The 20,463-nt window shown below is 64.2% G+C and carries 25 protein-coding genes; 14 read left to right on the forward strand and 11 right to left on the reverse strand.

All coding sequences use genetic code 11. The features are described 5' to 3' along the window. The first annotated feature begins 41 nt into the window (after positions 1-41). Together ACRECS_RS06110 and ACRECS_RS06115 are read left to right on the forward strand one after the other, a co-directional pair. On the forward strand, positions 42-356 hold the full coding sequence (locus ACRECS_RS06110; protein WP_431582073.1) for a hypothetical protein: 315 nt from the start codon (positions 42-44) through the stop codon (positions 354-356). Between the two features lie 101 nt (positions 357-457). Continuing rightward, positions 458-883, forward strand: coding sequence for a hypothetical protein (locus tag ACRECS_RS06115; RefSeq protein ID WP_431582074.1), 426 nt, complete (start codon positions 458-460; stop codon positions 881-883). Between the two features lie 25 nt (positions 884-908). Here ACRECS_RS06115 and ACRECS_RS06120 read toward each other — a convergent pair whose 3' ends face one another. After that, the gene (locus ACRECS_RS06120) at positions 909-2,432 is read right to left on the reverse strand and encodes an alpha/beta hydrolase (RefSeq protein ID WP_431582075.1); all 1,524 of its coding nucleotides are present in this window, start codon (positions 2,430-2,432) and stop codon (positions 909-911) included. A 96-nt stretch (positions 2,433-2,528) separates the two neighbouring features. Further along, the gene (locus ACRECS_RS06125) at positions 2,529-3,467 is read right to left on the reverse strand and encodes a LysR substrate-binding domain-containing protein (RefSeq protein WP_431582076.1); all 939 of its coding nucleotides are present in this window, start codon (positions 3,465-3,467) and stop codon (positions 2,529-2,531) included. A 98-nt stretch (positions 3,468-3,565) separates the two neighbouring features. Here ACRECS_RS06125 and ACRECS_RS06130 point away from each other — a divergent pair, with 98 nt between their 5' ends. Both ACRECS_RS06130 and ACRECS_RS06135 read left to right on the forward strand, forming a co-directional pair. Then, positions 3,566-4,651, forward strand: coding sequence for a hypothetical protein (locus ACRECS_RS06130; RefSeq protein ID WP_431582077.1), 1,086 nt, complete (start codon positions 3,566-3,568; stop codon positions 4,649-4,651). Continuing rightward, the gene (locus tag ACRECS_RS06135; RefSeq protein ID WP_431582078.1) at positions 4,648-5,538 is read left to right on the forward strand and encodes a TolB family protein; all 891 of its coding nucleotides are present in this window, start codon (positions 4,648-4,650) and stop codon (positions 5,536-5,538) included. Before ACRECS_RS06130 ends, ACRECS_RS06135 begins: the two co-directional genes overlap by 4 nt. Positions 5,539-5,545: 7 nt before the next feature. On the opposite strand, the gene ACRECS_RS06140 is transcribed toward ACRECS_RS06135, so the two are convergent. Both ACRECS_RS06140 and ACRECS_RS06145 read right to left on the reverse strand, forming a co-directional pair. Continuing rightward, positions 5,546-5,755 carry a hypothetical protein gene (locus ACRECS_RS06140; RefSeq protein WP_431582079.1) on the reverse strand — a complete coding sequence of 70 codons (210 nt, stop codon included), beginning with the start codon at positions 5,753-5,755 and terminating at the stop codon, positions 5,546-5,548. Between the two features lie 215 nt (positions 5,756-5,970). After that, the gene (locus ACRECS_RS06145; RefSeq protein ID WP_431582080.1) at positions 5,971-6,927 is read right to left on the reverse strand and encodes a TolB family protein; all 957 of its coding nucleotides are present in this window, start codon (positions 6,925-6,927) and stop codon (positions 5,971-5,973) included. On the opposite strand from ACRECS_RS06145, the gene ACRECS_RS06150 reads away from it, so the two are divergent. Genes ACRECS_RS06150 through ACRECS_RS06165 form a run of 4 tightly spaced genes read left to right on the forward strand, consistent with a single transcriptional unit; the run spans position 6,874 to position 9,251 of the window. Then, positions 6,874-7,806, forward strand: coding sequence for a helix-turn-helix transcriptional regulator (locus ACRECS_RS06150; RefSeq protein WP_431582081.1), 933 nt, complete (start codon positions 6,874-6,876; stop codon positions 7,804-7,806). The two genes, ACRECS_RS06145 and ACRECS_RS06150, sit on opposite strands and share 54 nt — an antisense overlap. A gap of 39 nt (positions 7,807-7,845) precedes the next feature. Further along, complete coding sequence (locus ACRECS_RS06155; protein ID WP_431582082.1) at positions 7,846-8,202, forward strand: hypothetical protein; 357 nt, start codon at positions 7,846-7,848, stop codon at positions 8,200-8,202. 36 nt (positions 8,203-8,238) lie between these two features. Beyond that, positions 8,239-8,727, forward strand: a complete 489-nt coding sequence (locus tag ACRECS_RS06160; protein ID WP_431582083.1) for a hypothetical protein — start codon at positions 8,239-8,241, stop codon at positions 8,725-8,727. Next, positions 8,622-9,251, forward strand: a complete 630-nt coding sequence (locus ACRECS_RS06165; RefSeq protein WP_431582084.1) for a JAB domain-containing protein — start codon at positions 8,622-8,624, stop codon at positions 9,249-9,251. The genes ACRECS_RS06160 and ACRECS_RS06165 overlap by 106 nt, the downstream gene beginning before the upstream one ends. Before the next feature lie 149 nt (positions 9,252-9,400). On the opposite strand, the gene ACRECS_RS06170 is transcribed toward ACRECS_RS06165, so the two are convergent. Both ACRECS_RS06170 and ACRECS_RS06175 read right to left on the reverse strand, forming a co-directional pair. After that, entirely contained in the window at positions 9,401-9,889 is a 489-nt protein-coding gene (locus ACRECS_RS06170) for a helix-turn-helix domain-containing protein (RefSeq protein ID WP_431582085.1), read from the reverse strand. A 192-nt stretch (positions 9,890-10,081) separates the two neighbouring features. Beyond that, on the reverse strand, positions 10,082-10,228 hold the full coding sequence (locus ACRECS_RS06175) for a hypothetical protein (RefSeq protein WP_431582086.1): 147 nt from the start codon (positions 10,226-10,228) through the stop codon (positions 10,082-10,084). Positions 10,229-10,390: 162 nt separating this feature from the next. On the opposite strand from ACRECS_RS06175, the gene ACRECS_RS06180 reads away from it, so the two are divergent. Continuing rightward, complete coding sequence (locus ACRECS_RS06180) at positions 10,391-12,922, forward strand: sialate O-acetylesterase (protein WP_431582087.1); 2,532 nt, start codon at positions 10,391-10,393, stop codon at positions 12,920-12,922. Between the two features lie 27 nt (positions 12,923-12,949). Here the strand turns inward: ACRECS_RS06180 and ACRECS_RS06185 are convergent, their stop codons facing one another. Next, complete coding sequence (locus ACRECS_RS06185; RefSeq protein WP_431582088.1) at positions 12,950-13,801, reverse strand: hypothetical protein; 852 nt, start codon at positions 13,799-13,801, stop codon at positions 12,950-12,952. Between the two features lie 81 nt (positions 13,802-13,882). Between ACRECS_RS06185 and ACRECS_RS06190 the strand changes: the two genes are divergently transcribed. Next, entirely contained in the window at positions 13,883-14,212 is a 330-nt protein-coding gene (locus ACRECS_RS06190; RefSeq protein WP_431582089.1) for a hypothetical protein, read from the forward strand. Positions 14,213-14,250: 38 nt separating this feature from the next. On the opposite strand, the gene ACRECS_RS06195 is transcribed toward ACRECS_RS06190, so the two are convergent. The 4 genes from ACRECS_RS06195 to ACRECS_RS06210 all read right to left on the reverse strand — a co-directional run bounded on the left by ACRECS_RS06195 (position 14,251) and on the right by ACRECS_RS06210 (position 18,586). After that, on the reverse strand, positions 14,251-15,942 hold the full coding sequence (locus ACRECS_RS06195) for a carbamoyltransferase family protein (RefSeq protein ID WP_431582090.1): 1,692 nt from the start codon (positions 15,940-15,942) through the stop codon (positions 14,251-14,253). A 164-nt stretch (positions 15,943-16,106) separates the two neighbouring features. Then, positions 16,107-17,240, reverse strand: coding sequence for an acyltransferase family protein (locus tag ACRECS_RS06200; RefSeq protein ID WP_431582091.1), 1,134 nt, complete (start codon positions 17,238-17,240; stop codon positions 16,107-16,109). Positions 17,241-17,431: 191 nt separating this feature from the next. Further along, positions 17,432-18,439: an acyltransferase family protein gene (locus ACRECS_RS06205; RefSeq protein ID WP_431582092.1), complete on the reverse strand. Its 1,008-nt coding sequence runs from the start codon at positions 18,437-18,439 to the stop codon at positions 17,432-17,434. Continuing rightward, positions 18,440-18,586: a hypothetical protein gene (locus ACRECS_RS06210; RefSeq protein WP_431582093.1), complete on the reverse strand. Its 147-nt coding sequence runs from the start codon at positions 18,584-18,586 to the stop codon at positions 18,440-18,442. Between the two features lie 73 nt (positions 18,587-18,659). Here ACRECS_RS06210 and ACRECS_RS06215 point away from each other — a divergent pair, with 73 nt between their 5' ends. The 4 genes from ACRECS_RS06215 to ACRECS_RS06230 are packed head-to-tail and all read left to right on the forward strand — an operon-like array spanning position 18,660 to position 20,462. Beyond that, positions 18,660-19,001 carry a hypothetical protein gene (locus ACRECS_RS06215; RefSeq protein ID WP_431582094.1) on the forward strand — a complete coding sequence of 114 codons (342 nt, stop codon included), beginning with the start codon at positions 18,660-18,662 and terminating at the stop codon, positions 18,999-19,001. Beyond that, positions 18,998-19,711: a lysozyme gene (locus ACRECS_RS06220; protein ID WP_431582095.1), complete on the forward strand. Its 714-nt coding sequence runs from the start codon at positions 18,998-19,000 to the stop codon at positions 19,709-19,711. The genes ACRECS_RS06215 and ACRECS_RS06220 overlap by 4 nt, the downstream gene beginning before the upstream one ends. Beyond that, on the forward strand, positions 19,708-20,091 hold the full coding sequence (locus ACRECS_RS06225; protein WP_431582096.1) for a hypothetical protein: 384 nt from the start codon (positions 19,708-19,710) through the stop codon (positions 20,089-20,091). The genes ACRECS_RS06220 and ACRECS_RS06225 overlap by 4 nt, the downstream gene beginning before the upstream one ends. Further along, the gene (locus ACRECS_RS06230) at positions 20,088-20,462 is read left to right on the forward strand and encodes a hypothetical protein (RefSeq protein ID WP_431582097.1); all 375 of its coding nucleotides are present in this window, start codon (positions 20,088-20,090) and stop codon (positions 20,460-20,462) included. The genes ACRECS_RS06225 and ACRECS_RS06230 overlap by 4 nt, the downstream gene beginning before the upstream one ends. Position 20,463: the final 1 nt, after the last annotated feature.

Here is a 20,463-nt window from a genome sequence, read left to right on the forward strand (position 1 = left end):
TGAGCATTGGCGCGGTCACACGAAACACGTAGGATCGTCCGATGAGCCGCCGGTTAGCAAGATTCCGCAAGGTTGCCGCGCTTGGTCAAGCGCCGACACCGTTCCGCCGGCTGGCAGCGGCCGCAGTCGCCGGGGGGTTTGCCTTTGCTCTGACTCAATTGCTGCTTGGTACGATATGGGGAGCCGGCTGGGACGCGACGCTTTTCTCTTCAACCGCGCTTGCCGTCGCCGCAGCGGTGGCGGCGATAACGATGAACCGTGCACGCGCGTTTGTTTATGGCGTGCTTGCTGCCTTATGGCTGCTCTTCGAAGGAATAGCCGTGCTGATCGGGGCCATTGCGGCAGGTGTGGGGTAAACCCATCTCCGTGAAGATCGGCAATCCGCCCATAAAGTTGCCGGGAGACTTGGATATACTTGTCGCTTGCCCGACGTCAGGCGACCTGCTTATCCCAACGAATGGAACCACTCTCTCCCGCCTATCTGTCGGTGCTGGCTGCGCAACTGGCATCGCTCAGCGCATTCCTTGGCGGCTTTGCGGCGACCTTTCTGGCAACCCTGCTGACGCTTGGGCATCAGAGCCGGCTGATGACGGTCACGATCGGCTTCGCGGTGATATCGTCAGTCGCATTCATCGTCACGGTGGTCGCGGCAACCATGCTGACCGCGGTGTTCCATCCCGAAGCCCCCCGGTTCATGGTAATGCTCAGCGCGTCCACGCCGCAAACCATCATGACGCTCGGCTTTTCGCTCGGGACGCTGTCACTGCTCGCCAGCCTTGGCTGCAGCGGCTGGACACGGTCGCGCAGCATCGGCTGGATCACCACGATCGTCGCGCTGATCGGCACCATGTTCATCATCGGCATGACGGTGCAGGTGGGCTGAACCGTTCTGCAGCCGGCTGTCCGGATCAGCGTTTGCCCGGCGGCGGGAAAGCGGGCCGCCGAAAGGCCGGGGCCGGCAACGACGCCGTAACGGGCAGGTCCCGGTTGTCGCCGGTGCGCAGGAATTCCATGACCCTGGCCTGCACGCCAGGATCTTGAGCGAAGAGCGGCTCGCGCGTGTGGTGCGTGCCGCGGTGAACAAGAATCGCGCGTCCGTTGGGGAAGTAGGGCAGCAGGCCCAGCGTGTTGTCGATCGGCGTCGCAATGTCCCAATCGCCATGGATGAAGACGACCGGTATTGCGCTGGCGACGGGGTCACGGAACGCGTCCCCGACGTCGGGCGTCGGCCAGGCGCGGGCCGAGGCGATGGTCGCATCGAAATCCCAATATCCCAGATCGTCCGCGGCAGGATCGGTGCGGAGCTGGTGTCCGCGCTCGCCTGACACGCCAAGGCTGGTGTCGATCAAGGGCTCGATCAGCCGCACCGGCCCCTCCTCATTGTGCCGCCGCGCGATCGTTTCCTTCGCCCAGTCGTCATAATGGCGGTCATAGACGGACAGGATGAAGGCCGGCCAATCGCCGGGCGATCGCAACAGTGAGGCCTGGAAATCCCCCAGACCGAGCGTGACCGTCCGGGGTTTGCCGGTCGCCTCATCCACCACCCGGACCGCGACCGGCCCCGCGGCAAGCCGGTCGCGCACGCTGCGCAACGCGGTCATCACCCCGCCCTGCGGCAGATAGGGTGCCAGCCCCGGATCCTGATCGGCCTCCCACGCCACGCGCAGCAATGACGTCAGGATTTGCGACGGCATGTCGAAGGCCGCGCCCAGCGGCTCGACGCCCGACAGCACGGCCCGCGCCACGCTGTCGGGGTGCAGCCGCATCACGGCGAGACTCCATTGCGACCCGAAACTCTGGCCCGACAGGCTGATGCGCTTGTAACCCAGCGCGCGGCGCAGATCGTCAACGTCTTCGGCGCACTGGATGATGGTGTAACCAGCCAGATCCTTGCCCGGGTTGGCCGCCACCGCCGCTGCGGCCAGGGCGATCATGTCGTTCGCTTCAGCTGTCCTCGACCGGGGCCGATCCAGCGGCTGGTCAGCGGTCGCCAGCTCCAGCACGTCACCGCGTTTGGTCCAGCCGCGCTGATCCACGATCACCACATCGCCGGCCGCGGTATAGGGCAGCAGTTCAGCCAGCCGCGCCTGACCAGCCGGGTCAGCGTCAGTGAGCGCGTTCAGATAGCTGCGGCCGGGTCCGCCCGGCAACACGAAGACGGGCGGGCCGCCCTCGACCGGCCTGGCCGCCCGCAATCGCGCGAACCCGACACCGATGAGCCGGCTGTTCGGTACCACGCGATTCTCGGGCACGAACAGGGTGCCGATCTCGTACGGAATGGTTTTCCCATCCGCGGTCCGGGCAGTTCCCTGCTCGACCACGATATCACCGGCCTTGTGCGTTTCAGCCGCCGAAGCGAGGTCGGCGGCGCCGGCGATCACCGCCAGCAGGCACAACGCCGCGCCGCGCACGCAGGCCGAGCCGACAAGCATATGGTTCTCCCTCAAACTCGTGATGGACCGGCAAGGAGCGAGGATTCGGCCCGGTTTGTGACACGCCCTTGGTGCGGCGTCCACGGGGTGACGTGCTCAATCCTCAACCAGCACGGCGCACCGGATCAGGTCGCTCGCCGCTGCGCATTCACGGCCCGCCTCTTCGCTGATCCAGTCGCGGAAGCGGGCGATCTTGCCGCTGCGCTGGCGCGTCACCGGGAAGGTCAGCCAGAAGGAGCGGCCTGTGTCGATCACCAGATCATGCGCGAGGATCAGGCGGCCGGCGCGGATCTCCTCGGCGAACAGCAAGGGCGATCCCATCGCGATGCCGTGACCGGCAAGCGCCGCGGCCATGTCGAGATGTTCGGCCGACAGCGTGGTGCCGAAGCGCTCGGGCGGGGCCGCATCGGTGATGCCGAGCGCGCGGTGCCATAACGCCCACCAGTCGGGGCGGCCGAGCAGCGGCACTGCCGGCGGCCTGCCGGAATCGCCGAGCCCGGCGGCGGCATCGCGCAGCGCCGGTGCGCACAGCGGGGTGAAGATGCTTGGCATCAGTCTCACCGTGCGCAAGCCGGGCCAGCGGCCATGGCCGTTGCGGACCGCGGCATCGAACCCGCCCGCGCCAAGATCATGCGCCTCGGCCGACAGGTCGAGATCGACCATGATCTCCGGGTGCTGCGCACGGAAGCGGCCGAGCCGCGGCGTCAGCCAGCTTGTGCCGAACGTCGGCAAGGTGGTGAGCGACAGCTTGCGCTCGTCCGCTTCGGCCGCGCGCACAAAGGTCGCGCGCAGCGCGGCAAAGGCCGCGATGGTTTCCTCCGCGACCACCGCGCCGGGCTCGGTCAGTTCGACGCGCTGGGCATGGCGGCGGAACAGGGTGACGCCGATCTGCGCCTCAAGCTGGCGGACATGATAGCTGACTGAGGCCGATGACGTGCCAAGCTCCACCGCCGCGCGCGTGAAGCTGCCGAGCCGCGCCGCGCATTCGAACGCGCGGATCGAGGCGAGCGAGGGGAATCGGTGCGGATCGACCATAAGTCTGACTTAGCCTCTCTCCACTATCTTCGCATAGCCAGCGATCGCCCTGCCCTGTCATTCCGGTTACACCTGCCATGACCCGAAAGGATGCCGCCTTGATCGAGCCGTTCCTCTGTTCGCGCCGCAGCCTGCTTGCGGGCATGACGATCATGGGCGGGGCTGCGATGCTGCCCCGTGGAACCGCACTGGCGCTGCCCGGCGCCGCGGCGGCGCATGCGCATGACTGGGACTGGCTGTGCGGTAATTGGAACGTGTGGCACAAAAGGCTGAAGAAGCGCCTCGCCGGCAACAACGAATGGGAAGAGTTTGCCGGCAAGAGCGCGTTGTGGACCACGCTTGGCGGGCTCGGCACGATCGACGACAATGCGCTCGACCTGCCTGGCGGCACCTATCGCGGGCTCGGCATCCGGGCGTTCGATCCGGCCCGCGGGACCTGGTCGATCTGGTGGCTCGACGGGCGCAACGCGACGCGGATCGACGCGCCGGTCCGCGGCGGCTTTCACGGTGACGAGGGTGAGTTCAGCGGCGCGGACAGTTTCGAGGGCCGCCCGGTCATTGCACGGTTCCGCTGGCACGAGATCCACAGCAAGCGGCCGCATTGGGACCAGGCCTTGTCGGCGGATGGCGGTAGGACCTGGGAGATCAACTGGCGGAACTATTTCACCCGGACCGCAACAACGCCGACGCCCCTGCCGGCGCGGACCGACACCGCACCGGGGGCGAACGACTGGGGCTTTCTGGTCGGGAGCTGGACGGTGCGTCATCGCAAGCTCGCCCGGCGGCTGGTCGGCAGCAACGACTGGGTCGAGTTTGGCGGCACGCTGACCAACTGGCCGGTGCTGGGCGGGCGCGGCAATGTCGGCGATAATGTGATGGATGTGCCCGGCGCGCCGTACCGCGGCATCGGCCTGCGCGCGCTCGATGGTGATACCGGCGAATGGACCAGCTGGTGGCTCGACGGCCGCACCCCCGGCGCGATCGCGGCACCGGTGCGCGGCAAGTTCACCGACGGGACCCGCACGCTGATCGGTGACGATGAGCATGAGGGCAAGCCGGTCAAGGCGCGGATCATCTGGTCGCGCATCACCCGCACCACGGCACGCTGGGAACAGGCGCTGTCGGCCGATGGCGGCGCGAGCTGGGAGATCAACTGGACCAGCGACTTCACGAGGGCCGCATGATGCGCACCTATCGCATTGCCGCCGCGATCGGCCTGGTCACCGCGCTGGGTGGTGCGAGCGCGCCGCGCCAGCCGGGGATCGAGATCATCGGGCCCGCTGAATTGTTCGCGGCCGGTATCGCCTCGACCGCGTCGTCGGAGGTGCGCCTGACAATCAGCCCCGACGGCCGCACTGCCCTGTGGTTCAGCCGCAACCGTTCGGGCGGTGCTGGCGGTTACGACATCTGGATCTCGCGTCGCGTGAACGGTGAGTGGAGCGAGGCGCAGCCCGTGCCGTTCAATTCGCCGACGCGCGATTTCGACCCCGCCTTTTCGGCCGATGGGCGCCAGGTCTATTTCTGCTCCGACCGGCCCGGCGGGCTGGGCGGTGACGATGTCTACCGCGTCGCGGTGACGCAGGGCGGGTTCGGGCCAGTCGAGGCGCTGGGGCCGGGCGTCAATGGTCCGGGCAATGAGTATGCACCGATGCTGTCGCCCGACGGCATGACCCTGCTCTTCGCCAGCAACCGCCCCGGCGGCGCGGGGCGCTATGACCTGTACACCGCGCGCCGCCAGGGCAGCGGCTTCGCGGCTGCCCGCCCGCTGTCGGGCGCGGTCAACAGCGCCGCGGACGAGTTCGACGCGACCTTCCTGGCGGACGGCAGGACGATCGTCTTCGCGCGCGCCGGCGACATGCAGGCCGACCGGGTCGACTTGTTCCAGGCGTCGCCAACAAAGCGCGGCCGATATGATGCGGGCACGATCCTGCCGGCCAGCGTCAACATGCCGGGCAGGGACAGCTATGGCCCGATGCTCGACTGGTCGCAGCCCGACCGGCTGCTGTTCAGCGGCCAGCGCGCGGGCGCGACGTCGATGGAGCTGTATCTCGTCCGCTACCGGCCGAGATAGGCGCGCCTTATTTGGTGGCGTATTGCCCGGCCTCGGCGCCGAAATTGTCGCGCGCGAAGACCTTGGCGGCAGCGGCGGTCTTGAAAACTTCGTCCTGCAGGGTTGCTGTGACGATCGGATAATTTTGCGAATTATAGCGCGTGTGGCGCACGGTGAGGCGGAACTGGCCGCTTTCATCCTTGTTGATCAGGAACGGGCGCACGGGGATTCTCGACATCGGTCTTCTCCATTTCGGCCGCGGGTTCCCGTCCGGGCGTGCAGCGATCGCGCCGACAGGCGATCGGGAACGGCAGGGACGAAAAGCGATCATCGCGGACCAGTAAAGCGGGAGCACAACCGGCCCTCAGTCGCGGCATGCTCAAGGCTATGCGCCGGCGATGACCGGGCCATAGCCGCTCGCGCGCGGTTTGGCGAGCGCCGGGACGGAAGAGATCAGGGCGGACCGGCCGGCGCCGGAAAATCGCTGCGCCACAAGTCGAGCCGCGTATCGCCCGGACCGCACGCCGCCGACCAGTAGAATTGGCCCGAAGACGACGTCGACGGGCCAATGTTCAGCCCGGCCGAACAATTGATCTCCGGCGGCAGCACGCCGTCGACCTGCCAGCCTTTCTCCCCCTTATGCGCCGCGTAAAGCCTGGTCCCCTTGTCCCCGACCGCGTCGCCGCGCGCGAAGACGATGCGGTGCGCGCTGCCGAGGAAAGTCGCGTCGAAATCATCCTCCGCGCCGTTGACCGCCGGGCCGAGCGCGACCGGGGTGCCGATCACCTGCCCACGGAGCGGCGCGATGAACAGGTTCTGCCCGCCGGGCACGCCGTGGCGATTGGAGGAGAAGAGCAAGGCCGTGCCGTCGGGCGACAGCGACGGCGCCCATTCGTCGCCCGGCGTGTTGACCCGGGCCCCGAGATTGCGCGGCACGCCGTAACGGCGCGTGACGGGATCGAAGGCGACCACGTACAGATCGTCGCCGCCAGCACCACCGGGCCGGTTGGAGAAGAAATAGACCTGGCGACCATCGGGCGAGAAGGACGGGTCGAAATCATTGGCCGGGCCATTGAACGAGACCGCCACCGGTGCGCTCCACACGCCGTCGGCCAGCCAGGACTCGACGATCTCCAGCCCGCTGCCGGGCGTGCGGTTGACCATGCCCCACAAGATGTGCCGCTCGTCCGGCGAGATGGCGAGGCGGACATCCGACACGGCAGTGGAGAAAGGCAGCCGCTCGACACGCGCCCGAGGCGTGGGGGTTTGGGGCGTGGGGGTCTGGGGTGCGGGGGTCTGGGGTGCGGGGGTCTGGGGTGCGGGGACCTGAGATGCAGGAACCGGTCGCGCGGGAGCGTGCCGCGCGCTCCCCGCCACCGCGGCGAGCAGGAACAGTGTCAGAACGGCCATCGGCATTTTCGGCATTGGGGGCATCGCCCTCTCCTCTCCATCATCCTGTCCGCCCGATTCCGCGTCGGCGCGCGCTTGATCGCAGGACCTTTTCACGCCCCTGACACGATCTCATCGTATCGCGGCGCATCCTATCGCAGTCACGCCGCCCGGCCGATTTCTTTTCGCGGTGCGGGGCGGGATTTCGACGCGGCCGCGTTTAACAAATACTCCAGGCCGATATCTTTATTCGGGATCATTGTTCGGCTTCCCCTCAATCCCTTTTTGACGGACGGTGCCCGGATGAGCGACCCCCGACTCGATCAACTGTCTGCACGACAACGCGAATGTCTGCGCCTGGTCGGTCAGGGCAAGCGCACCAAGGATATTGCCCGCCTGCTCGGGCGATCGCACCACACCATCCACCGCGACATCGAGAACGCCACCCGGCTGCTCGGCGCCACGACCCGGTTCGAGGCGGCGGAGATGCTCCGCGACGGCGGCGGACGCGCGCGCGAAAGCCGCAGCAGATACCCCCTCGAAAGCCATGACGAACCCTTCGTCAACGAACCGCGCGACCTTGCCGACGACCGGGATTTCCCCGCACACCCGCCGTTGCAACCACCGCCCGCCGGCGCTGGACGGCAGATCGGGTTCGACGCGGTGCGGGAGGAATATGTTCCCTTCGTCCATTCGAACCGGGCCCATTCGAACCGGGCCATGCCGCCCCCGCCCCGGGCCGAGCAGGAAAGGGCCGGCCCGTATGACCTGATCAATCGGCACCGGGTGATCGTGTCGATCATCGCCACCGTCCTGCTCGCCGCCCTGATGGCGGGCTTTCTGGCCATCGCACATGAGCTGCAACAGCTCCTGATCGGCTGGACCTATCCGTCACACTGAACAGATCAGCCGCGCCCCCGCGCGGCGGGGAGATGATTTATGCTCAATCAACGTCTGGCCGCAGCACAATCGGTCGCCGAAGCCTTCCGTCCCGCCGAAGAAGCCATTGACCAGGCCGCCATTCTCGCCACCCGCTGCCTCGCCACGATGATGGAGGCGCGCGCCGCGTCCGGGGTTCCGCTCAACACCGGGCTGGACGAACTGGCCCGGATGCTGGCCCTGTCCACCCGCCTGATCGAGGCGCGGCGCGAGGTCATTGCGCTCCACCCCGATCTCGCCGCGATCCGCGATGCCGTCGGCCTGCGCGCCTGGTTCGGCGACAGCGACGAGTGTTCGCCAGTCGACAATCCAAAAGGACAAGATTTTCAAGCGCCGGGTCTCCACGCAATAGGATGACAGTCGACGGCGCGGATGGTATAGTCCGCGCCATCGATGCTGCGGACCGCCATCTTTCTGGCGCTGTTGATTGCCGCCTGTTGCTACGCCGTGAGACGCGGTGGAGCCCCGGAGCGCCTTGTCGCCTATGCCTTCCTGGCTGCTTATGTATTGACGATTGCCGTGCGATCTTCGCGACCGGAACGTTATTTTGACATAGAGACAGGCGTATTCATTGTCGATGTCCTCCTATTCTTTACGATATTCGCCGTCATGCTCACCGCAAACAGGATCTGGCCGATATGGATGACCGTGCTCATGATGATGGCGGTGGGGGGGCATATCGCCAAGCTGATCGACCCCACCGTGATCCGGACCGTGTATCAGATCATGCTCTCCTTCTGGGGATGGCCGGCGGCGGTGTTGCTGATAATCGCGACATGGCGCCACCAGCGTCGCGTGGCGCGGAACGGTGCCGACGCATCCTGGAGGCGATCATTGCGCGGGGCGCCTCGACCGACCCTGCGGCCACCGCAAGCCGGCTGATCGCGGAATTCGGCAGCCTGCCGCGCGTGCTCGCCGCGACCCGCCGTGCGCAGCTGCGCGCCTCCGGCCAGGACCTGCCCGCGATCGGCGCGATCGCCGCGTTCCGCAACGCGATGCGCCACGCGCTGCGCACCGACCTGCAGGAACGCCCGCTGCTCCCCAATATGGGGGTGGTGATCGATTATCTGCGGTCCGAGATCGGCTATGCCGGGCATGAGGTGTTCCGCGTCCTGTTCCTCGACGCGCGCCACCGGCTGATCCGCGACGAGGTGATGTGGACCGGCACGGTCGACCAGTGCCAGGTGCATATCCGCACCATCGTCAAGCGCGCGCTGGAGCTTGACGCGAGCGGCCTGATCATCGTCCACAACCACCCGTCGGGCGATGTCACGCCGAGCATGGCGGACAAGGAACTGACCCGATCGATCGCCGCCGCGAGCCGCACGGTCGGCGTGTCCGTGCTCGACCATGTGATCATCGGCAGCACCGGCCATGCAAGCATGGTCGACCTGGGATTGTGGTGAGGCGCTCCCCGATCGCGTCCATCACCTGACGCAACCGTTGGCGCGGGCCGGTGACGGCTTTCGGCGCGCCGTTGCCCCAGCGACAGGCGAAGGCGGCGTGAGTGAGCGGATTATAGCTGTAGCCGCGTATCCGGGCGCCGAGCGCGAGACTATTCCCGTGCATGATAACGCAACGCCTCGCGATATTCGGGCAATGCCAGGTCGCCGACACGGTCCATTGCCTTGAGGATGTCCGCAGCGGATTTATGATCCTCCTCAGGGGGCGGGGTAGGCCGTGCCCAGCGTCCGGGGCGTCGGGCGCGCATCCATTGCAGCGCGGCGGTGACATCGGGGCGCACTTCACGCGTGTAACGCACGACCACGGGCTCCTTGGCATCAGCCGGGTGATAAACGCGCACAGCCTCCTCCTCATAGCCGATCGCACGCTCGTACAACGCGCGCTCGACGCGGTCGTCGGCGACGTCCTTGCCGAGCCGCGTCGCCTCGGCGAACTCAGGGTAAGCGGCGCGCCAGCGAAAGATGGTGCTGCGCGACACGCCGAAGGCTGCGGCAAGCTCACGATCGGTCAGGCCGTGGGCATAAAGCTCCTGCGCCTGGCGGACATAATCGGATTTGAAAGTTGTGGGTCTGGTTTCCATGCTTGCCGGGATAACGCGGGTTGCGTGGGGCTTGAATCAGCGGCGCGATAAAGGGCGCGGGGGGAGATATGGGACACCGGTTGTTCCATATCTTTGGTGTGGGCGTGTGCACTAAGTATCTGTTATATATAGATATTTATTATATGTAACTTATTCGGCGAGCTCCTGTAAAAAGTCGCACGCTTCCATGACCTAGCGCTGCGGAACCCCCATGAACTTGTCATTGCCCTGCTCGATTTCCTCTGTGGCATTGCTGTAGACCATCAGGCCGACAAACAGCAGGATCAGGCCACCGAGTACGATTACGGTGCCGAAACGTTGCCAAAAACTGGGCTTCATCCGATTATCCAAGTGCAAAAACCAATTGTCGTCGCGCCGTAGTGCCACCTCTGCCGCAAATCCAGCCGGCTGCCGGTGGTCGCCCCGAAAATCTCCTCGCCCCGTCGATTCAACTCATCCCGCGTCGCGATTACGCCCTCCTTTCAACAGGAGGCAGCAAACGTGCCAGCAATCAGCCCGACCGTTTATACCGGACCCTATACGGCGAACGGAACACAAACCGAATTCAGCTTCAATTTCTCGATCGTCAGTGCAGCCGACATCAGGGTCGAGATCGACAGCGTCGCGATCTCGTCCCTGCTCTACACCGTGGAATTCGGCGCCACCGGCGGCACTGTGACCTTCGCCGCAGCTCCCGTCGTCGGCGCACAGATATTGCTCCTGTCCGCCCCCGACTATCTCCAGACCAGCGAGTTCGAGAACGAGGGCGCATACAATCTGGCGACGATCAACACGATCAACCGCCGAGCGTCGGTCAAGGCCCTCGTCACCGAGGACAAGGCAAGCCGCGCGCTCAAAGTGCCGCGCGGCGAGGAGGGACTCGAGATACCACTTTCCGATGTGGCATCGATCGTCGCGGTGGGTGAGAGCTTGCTGGCGGGGAGCGATATTCCGACGGTCGCGGGGGCCGTCGCGTCGATCGCCGCCGCAGCTCCTCATGTGGGTGAGATAGCCGCAATCGTGCCCGGCTTGCCGTCGATCGCAGCGATCGCCGCAGATATCACCGGCCCGGATACCATCGGGGATGTTGCCGGCATCATCCTCCAAGTCACGCAACTCGCGCCTCACGCCGCGGCGGTCTCGACGGTCGCCCCCCATGTCGCGGGAATCAACGTGGCCGCGGCCAATATTGCCGCGATCATTGCGGCGCCGGCGGCCGCAGCAGAGGCGACGGCGCAAGCCGCGATTGCCACCACAGCTGCGGCTACTGTCAACGCGTCAATTACCCCAATTATGTACGGGCGCGGCGCACCCAACGCTCTGACGGGTGGCCCTAATGGGGCGACCTACATCGATACCAGTTCTGGCCGTCAGTACGGGCCGAAGGCAGCTGGCGTATGGCCGACGCGGTTTGTGCTGCTTGGAATCCCGGGTTCCGGCTACGAACCCGTGACCGTGGTGTTTATGATCGGCCAATCGAACGCCGATGGCTTCTCGACGAATTATTCCACCACGACCGCCCTCGCCGCAGGCTATGGTTACGAATATTATTACAATAACGGCGGCTTTGGCGCGGTGCTGCCGCTGGGGCCGTGTCGCCTCGGCCGCACCTTCGGCGGACCCCAGTCCGCTTTCGCACAGACCTGGGCGGCCGGAGGGGGTGGCGCGGTTATCTTCGTCGATTGCGCGGTCGGCGGTTCTTCGATGGTATCCGCCTATAAAGCGGCCCTGACCGGCACGACCGATATTGCATCGCTGTCGGGCGGCACTTGGGATTTGTCCGACCCTGCCAATCTCTACGACAACTACATTCGCGAACATATGCAACGCGCGCTTCGCGAGATCGAGCGCTTCGGCTTCGCCATAAAAAAGAAGATCATCTATCATTCGCAGGGTGAGCAAGACGCCCTTGGTGGTGCATCACAGGCGGCACATGAGGCGTCATTTCGACCATTCGCTACGCGAGTGAAAGCCGACTTCCCCGACATATGGTGGCTGACCGAAAACCTCGGCACCAACCAGTCGGGTACCAACGCGGTCGCTTCGACGAAGATTAGGGCGTCGCAGGCGGCCGTCGCCGCCGACCTGGCCTTTTCGAGCTGGATGAAGATCGGTTCCACCTTGGCGCAGGCGTTCTCAGGCCTGGGTTATTTCAGCGACACGCTGCATTACGATCAGACCGGATACAATCTGCTCGGCATTGACATGGCGACTGCTGGCTTGGCCTTCACGCGGTCGAATGGCCTGTTCGCTGTTCCCGAAGGCATGAAGTATGCCGATCTCTTGTCGCATCTGCCGCCGGTCAATAATTGGTACCGTCTCGCACTGACGACTGTGGCCAGCGGCGCATTCAACGTCAGTGCCTTCAACGATCCAGCCACGCCCTACGCGACGACCGGGTACGACACGAGCGGCGTTAACCGAGTCGATGCGACCCAATCGCTGGCGTGGACATTCCCTAACGCCAACCCGAAAGAGGTTGTTTTCTATGCCCATGTGTCGACCGGCGCGACGCTGGCGATCAACGCATTCACGGGCAACGCCAGGATTGCTGCGGTCTCAGTGATCGATGAAGGTTTTCCACTGAGCGGTCTGAATATCAACGGCACAAATGAGACGGTCAGTGGCATTGTTGTCACCGACGCCGATCTGTATCGTCTTTCGGGTGCCAAAATGCGGGAGATCGGCATTGGACCCACGGCGAACTTCACCGCAGCAACGTTGAGCAACACGCTACTGGCAAAGCTTAGCGGCCTCACTCTGTTGAGTCTTAGCCGCTGTCCCGCCATCGCCGCAAACCTTGACCTAACGCTCATCCCGAATCTCACCGTGTACGCGCACAGCGCGTCGGGCCTGACCGTCGCGCAAGTGAACGCGCGCCTCGTTGCGCTCGACGCGAATGGGAAAAGCGGCGGCTCAGCCAGTCTCTCTCAATACTTGGCCGGTGTGTATCCCCACGCAGTCCCGACCGGCGCCGGCGCCACCGCGAAGGCGAGCTTAATCGCCAAGGGGTGGTCAATCACCACCGACTAAGGCGGTGCCGCAGAAAGCGGATTTTGATTAGCCCAAGGCGGCCTTCGCCCGCTGCCTGAGAGCGCGCAAACCGACGCACGTAATGAACAGCATCTCGATGAATGAAAACGTTGAAAGAATAAGGTTGAACGTCAAAACCGCTCTGGTGTTCGTAAAGCTGGAAAAATAACCAACGCCAATGATGGCGATGATGTGCACCAGATAGACCATCGTCTCGATTTTCACCCAGCCCATTGCGCGGTTGAAGCGGCCCAGCATCTGGGCGACGAGAGAGAGCGACGCCGCTGAAAGCGCCAGGACAAGCTCGAGCTGGAGGCCGCCATAGGCACGACCGAGCAGGAACAGGGCCTGGTCCGAAAAGGCCGCTGCCAATGCGGTCAGAATCGAGCAGCCGACGGCCACGATCAGCGGAGGCAGCAATCCATTGCGGATCGCATGGCCATCGCTGCTCAGATTGGCGATGCGCGGGATGATGACATTCGCCATCACGCCGCTGATGACGACGAATATCGCGGCCAGCCGGCCCAATGCGAAGGTCTGCGCGATCACCTGCGAGCTGCCGTGTAACGACGCCAGAGAATAGACCAAGATGTCCTGCGTCGCGAATATGATCGTGCCCAGCATCGTGCTCAGGACATAACCAAGCACCGGTTTCATTTCGGCCTGGGCATCCGTCGCGCGGAACACCGATGGATCGACGCTCCGCCGGGCGATCATGATGGTGATGAGCGTGGTTGCGGCCATTGTGGCAAGGGGAAACCAGGCGCCGCGGATCAGGAGGAAGAACCCGAGTCCGGCCAGCGCGGCGCGGGCCAATGAGCCCATAAGCTCGGCGGAATAGGCGCGCCGCAACTGCAGCCCGAGGCGCGCGAGCGACACTGTCATGCCGCTCCTGACCTGCAGCCAGCCCGTCACCGCGACAAGGGTAAGCAAGGTCGCGATCGTCGGGATTGTGCCGCCATGGCGCGCGATCATCACCCCGAGGATCGACAGGCCGATCAGCGACGACAGCCCAAAAAACCAGGTCCGCAGCCGCAAGATGGCTCGATAGCGTATCGGAAAGGCGACCCCGCCGCGCACCGCCTCGCGCCAGAAGAATTGCATCGACGCGCCCAGGCCAAGATCGCTGCTGACGACGATGAAATTAAGGCTGACGATGCAAAGCCCGAACAGCGCGTATTCGTGTTCCGGCAAGAGGTGGACGAACGACAGCGTGGTGATGGCGCCCAGCGCCTGCACCGCGATCGTCGCGAACGACTGTTCGGCTATCTGGAGGAGCAGGCGCGGTGACGGAAATATGCGCACCAATCGCGATTTTGCGCCCCTGATCAAACGCCTTTTTCAACCACAAAGTTCTCGATGACCAGCGCGTCCAGCCCGGAAGTATAGAATGTACGAACGGCATCGAACGGCGTGTTGACGATCACCTCGCCCTTTAGATTGAAACTGGTGTTCATCACGCCGGGCGTTCCGGTCAGCGCATGAAACTCGCTGATCATGTCGAAATACACGTCGTTGCGGCCTTCGCGCACCGTCTGCACGCGCGCGCTGCCATCGACATGGATCGCCGCTGCCAGCTTTTCCTTGGCGAGCGGCTTGGCCGGGAAGGTCAGGATCATGAACGGGCTGTCCTGATAGCTTTCGAACAGCTCGTCACAATGCGCCTCGAGCACCGACGGCGCGAACGGCCGCCACTCCTCGCGGAATTTGACCGCGTTGTTGACCCGGTCGCGATTCTCGATCGGCTTCGGGTCGGCAATGATCGACCGGTGGCCGAGCGCGCGGGGGCCGAATTCCTCGCGGCCCTGAAACCAGCCGACCAACGCGCCCTTGGCGAGCAATTCCGCTGCGGCCTTGGCCGGCGATTCGACTTCGCGGAACGGCAGCTTAAACTTGATCAGGTCGGCCCTGACCTGCTCACGGGTGAAGCTCGGCCCAAGATAAGCCGACATCTGCGTCATCTCGCGCACGCCCGCCTCGAACGAAGGGGCCAGGGCCGCACCGAGCGCAACACCATCGTCGCCGGCCGCGGGCTGGACGAATATCTCGTCACAAAGCCCCTTCTGCAGGAACAGGCCGTTTGCCTTCGAATTGAGGCCGACGCCACCGGCAATACACAGGTTGCGGCTGCCGGTGCGCTCGATCGCCTTGGCAATGAAGTCACACTCGACCCGCTCGCACATATCCTGCACCGCCCAGGCCAGGTCGCGGTCCGCCTGAGTCAGTTCGGCATCGGGATTGCGTGCCGGGCCGAGGTGGCGTTCGACACCGGCATATTCCCGGTTGCCCTCCCTCAACAGAAGCAGGTCGGATCGAACTTCATATTTGCCCGCGCCATAGGACACGAACGGGGAAAGATCGACCGCGCCGGGCGTGCCATAGGGCGCCAGACCCATGACCTTCCATTCGTCGGCATATTTCTCGAATCCGAGAAAGCCGGTGAATGTCGCGTAGAAAAGCCCAAGTGAATTTGGATAATTGACCGTTTCGACATGCTCCAGCCGGTTGCCTTTTCCGTGCCAGATGCTCGACGCTTCCCACGCGCCACGACCGTCGATGATCACGACCGTCGCTTCATCCATTCCCGACGGGACATAGGCGCTGAGCGCGTGCGCGTAATGGTGATCGATGCGACGCGGAGCCACGAAATTGCCGCCGAATTGACGTTTCATCATCCGCTCGGAATTTCGTCGATATTGGGTCAGCGAATCTCGCAGCACGAACGCGGGGAGCTTCTTGAACGGCATCGGGTCTTTGCGTGACAGGACGTTACGAACCGTCCGCTTAAGAATCTGCGAGGATTTCTGCCAGCCGATGATGATCTGGTCGACTTCGCCAAGAGTGATGCCGACATGGTCCAGGCAAGCTCTGATCGCCATGACCGGGAAGGCGGGGTCATGCTTGACCTTGCTCAACCGCTCTTCAGCTATAGCGAAAATTGGGATGCCGTCTTTGACGATTGCGGCAGATGAATCGTGATACGAACTATGATTGATACCTAGAACGATCATTGATTTCATTGCCCCGCTAGTCCACCCCAGCGGTACCCCATAACGTGGGAAATGATATTGCCAAGGCCCAGCGAAAAACAGGTGCCAATTCAAGCAGTCATGTTGAGGCTGCGGCGATTCCGCGAGATTCCTTATTGAGGAAGATTAGGAACATCTCGATCCACATCGCCCTATTATGCACGCGCCTGATGATCCAGTTCACGAGCGATCGGGGCGCTGGCATTGTCCGCCTGTTGGGCCAGCGCCCCGCCGCTGAAGTTGCTCGGTGCGATGCGGTCGCGTAGCGCGATCGAAAGCCGTTCGACCATGATATAGAAGACGTAGCCGCCGGCCGCGATCGAAGCGGGCCAAAACAGCAACATCGCCCCATCGCTCAGGAACAACACCCGGCCTTGCAATACATCGCCGGCATGGATGATCAGTGTGTGGATCAGATAGACGCTGTAGGATGACATCGCGATCGCACGGACGGGGCCGGCCAGCATCCCACCAGCGATCGGGCGGCGGCCCGCCACTGCGAGAAGGACCGCGGCGAACAGCGCGGCCACGGCAGAGCTCGACACAACATAGCTAAATTCGCGCGACCAGAGCGCGCCAGCCAGGCAGATCACGGCAAGCGGCACGATCGCCCAGCGTGCGGCATGGCCTGCCTGATCCCAGCGGGCAGGGTGAAAGATGTTCACCCAAGCGAGAGCCATGCCCAGCGACAACCCTTCGAAATGGAGATGCGTCGCGGTCTGGTAGAAACCAAATGTCGAAATCCCGTGCTGGCCGACATAGGAGAGCCTGAACAGCAGCGGCGCGACGACCCCGGTCGCCATCAGGGCCGGCCCCACGCCGCGAAACCGGCGCGTCAGGGACAGTGCAAGCGGCACGATGAGATAGAAATGCTCTTCGACGCAGAGCGACCAGCTAACGGCGAAGAATGGCAACTCGGCTCGATAATTCTGCAGGAACAGGAGGTAGGTCCAATCGAATTCCGCGTGGCGCACGATGCGGACAGCGAGCCAGGAAAGTGCGAGCGCCGCAAAATAGGGCGGAATCGTGCGCAGCCATCGGCGCTTGAGAAACCGCATGAGCCGCACGTCGCCGGTGTCGCGTTCCTCACGCCAATAGATCGATCCGATCAGGAAACCGGACAGGATGAAGAACAGATCGACGCCCATCGCGCCCGGCATCGACAGCTTCTTGAACCAGAAAGGGAAAACCGGCGACCACCAAATGATATGATAAGCCAGCACCATCAGAATCGCGATTGCGCGCAACAGGTCGATGTTCGGATCGCGAACGGCCTTGTAACTCGTCACGCACGCCCCCGACCTCTTGCCAACTCCCAGCTATGTCCATAGCGTTGGGCGATGCAATGGCTACTTGCAATCTGGAGCTGGCCGTATCGGCTTCTATCGCGCTTTCCCAAGCGTGACGGCTCTGGATGTAACAGGCCAGGCTGTTCGGTAGAAACACCCTGCGCCGAATGCCAGTGGGATATTGCTCAGCCTTAAACCGAAACTCCATTTGTCACCGGGTTGGCGTGCTTCGTGAGCCTTCGCCCGACATGACGCGCGGCCCTATGCGAGGTCCGTTCGACTACAAAGTAGAATAGCACCGTGCCAAGCGCGGCAATGGCAATATAGGCCAGCAGGAAATGCGCGCCAGCCAGTCCGACGGCCATCGCGGCGAGCGGGTGGACGAGGTACAGCGAGTAGCTGGCAACGCCCAGTTTATCGAGCCACGGCGCCTCGCGATTCAAGAAATATCGCGCCTCGCGCTCGATCCATAGCGCGACCGGGATGCAGAACAGCGTGAGCGTGACAACATCGCTCGCCAGATAGGTGGGGGCGTGGAATTTGGCGGCGCGCAAGATGATCGAACCCGCAAGGATGCCAACACGCCAAAGCCATATCTCACGTTCACTGACCTTTTGCACTTCGGAGAGATGTGTCGCTATCGCGCAGCCAGCGAGCCAACAAGGCAAGCCAATCAACCATGTACCGTAGCCGAATGCGACATACCCATTATGTGCGGCGAGCAAAGTGCTGCTATTCGACACTGCGATCATGAGGGTGATTCCGCCGAAGATGACTGAACACTGAGTGAAGTCGATGCGACGAATTGCGGGGTAGATCAGATAGTAAATTGCCTCGCAGATTATGCTCCACAGAACGGTATTGTTCCAAGACGACGGAGCGTCCGACATAGTGAGGTAGATCGCAAAGAATGCTGCGACCGGCGGCAGGATACGCAGGTAGCGTCGGCTGTAATATTCGAGCAGATCGAACCGTTTGCCGTTGATATAAGGCAGATGAATCACCAGACCCGACAAAACGAAGAACACTATGACCGCTGCCGGGCCATTGAATATGACGCCCAACAGGCCACCTATCAACCTCGCGGGCATCGCACCCAAAAAGGCAAGTTGAGCTGCCCAATCGACATAATAGTGACCGAGAGCGACGATCGCGGCACAGACGAACCTTATCGCATCGAGACCAGGAATGTGGCGCATCTACTGACGTGGCGCGCGCATAGGCCGATCGTTCCCCCGCTCGATTTCTTGCGTGGCACTGCCATAAATCATCAGCCCCGCAAACAGCACCAGAATGCTGCCCAGAATAATGACCGCGCCATAGCGATCCCAGAAGCTGCGTTTCATCTTTTGCCCGCCCGTCGATTCAACCCGTGCCTCCGTAGCGTTATCACGATGGTCCAGCAACGGGAGCATTGCATTGAGTCCGCCTCGCACCACGGCCGAACACCCTTCGCCGACCCTGAACGAAAACAGCCTCATCCTCGGCGAAGTCCGCGGCCAGATGCGTGAGCTTGTCCATACGCTCAACACGCTCTCCGCCAAGCTCGACGGGCTGACGCGCGAGGTGGTTGGGCTCGGGCCGCTTACCTCCGACATCGCCGACCTCAAGGCGCGTATCGCGGCGCTCGAGGCGGCCAGCAACCGCAGCGAAGGCGCGCGGACGCTTGGGGTGATGCTGATCAAATCGCCGGTGCTCGGCTGGCTGTTCGGCGTCGCCGCCACGGCCTGGGCGCTGATGACCGGAAGGATCCATCCATGACATCAAGCGACAATGGCGCAAAGCGGCTGTTCGACGCGATCCGCCGTATCAAGGGCAAGGCGCTGAGCGATGCGGACGTGCGGTCGGTGAATGCGGCGCTGACGGGTGCCGCCCACCCTGCCCCATCGGCCGCGTCCGTGCCCGTTCCGCCTCCGCTCGCCCCGCCCCCGCTCGTCCCGCCCCCGCTCGTCCCGCCCCCGCTCGTCCCGCCCCCGCCCGTCCCGTCCGTGCCTGCCCCGTCAACGCTTGCGCCATCGCGCCGCTGCGCCGATTTCATCAAGGGTTTCGAGCAGTGCCGCCTGACCGCCTATCTGCCGACGCCGGACGATGTGCCGACGATCGGCTGGGGCACGACCGGGCCGGGCATCAGGCTCGGCCTGGTGTGGACCCAGGCCCAGGCGGATACCGCGTTCGCGGCCGATCTCGATCAGTTCGGCGGCCGGGTCGCGGCGCTGCTCGGCACGGCCGCGACGACCGAGGCGCAATATGACGCGATGGTCAGCCTCGCCTATAATATCGGCACCACCGCCTTCGCCAATTCGACGCTGTTGCGGCTTCACCGCGCGGGCGACCATGCCGGCGCGGCCGAACAGTTCGCGCGCTGGAACAAGCAGGCCGGCACGGTGCTGAACGGTCTGACCCGGCGGCGTGCGGCGGAGCGTGCGCTGTATCTTGGCGCCGGAGAGGCGGACGGGGGACGGGCGGCATGACGCTCTGGGCCTTTCTCGACCGCTGCCTCGATCGCCTGCCCGGCTGGCCGAGCGAGCGGCAATGGGTGACGATCGGCGCGTTCGCGCTCGCCGCGCTGCTGCTCGGCATGGCGGCGCACAATCCCGCGCTGTGGGAAGTCGAGGTGTTCAAGGTGATCATCCAGGCGGTCACGCTGACCGGCCTGCTCAACATGATCTTCGCGTTCCACTTCGCCGCCAACAAGGGCGATGAGGACAAGACGCGCAACACCGCGGCAGCCTTCGCGGCGATCACCGCGACGGCGCGGGCCGGCAGCGATGCTGTGTCCGGTGGGGCCGTGTCCGGTGAAGTGGCCAATGCCGCCGCGGTCGACGCCGCGCCGGTGGAGGGGCGGCCATGACCGCACCGCTGATCGCGTGGCTCGGCGGCATCGTCGGCGCCAAATTCGCCCGGCCGCTGCTGATCGGACTGGCCGCGGCCGTGGCCGTCGCCCTGCTCGGCCTGGGCAAGTGCCGCTATGACGCCGCGGTGATCGCGCGCCACGACGGCGCCCGCAATGCCGGGATCGCCGCGCAAGGCCGGGCCGGGGAGGCCCGGGCAGCCGATGAGCGGCGCATCGACGATGCCCGCATCCGGAACCAGACACAGGAGATCACCCATGCCACGCAGTCCATCCCCGATCGCGCGGTTAGCGATCGCCAGCACGCTCGCGCTTGCCTCATCCTGCGCCGGCAAGCCCGGCCTGGCGATCCAGTACCCGCCGGCTGCTGAC

The organism is Sphingomonas sp. (assembly GCF_050725575.1).
Taxonomy (GTDB): Bacteria; Pseudomonadota; Alphaproteobacteria; order Sphingomonadales; family Sphingomonadaceae; genus Sphingomonas.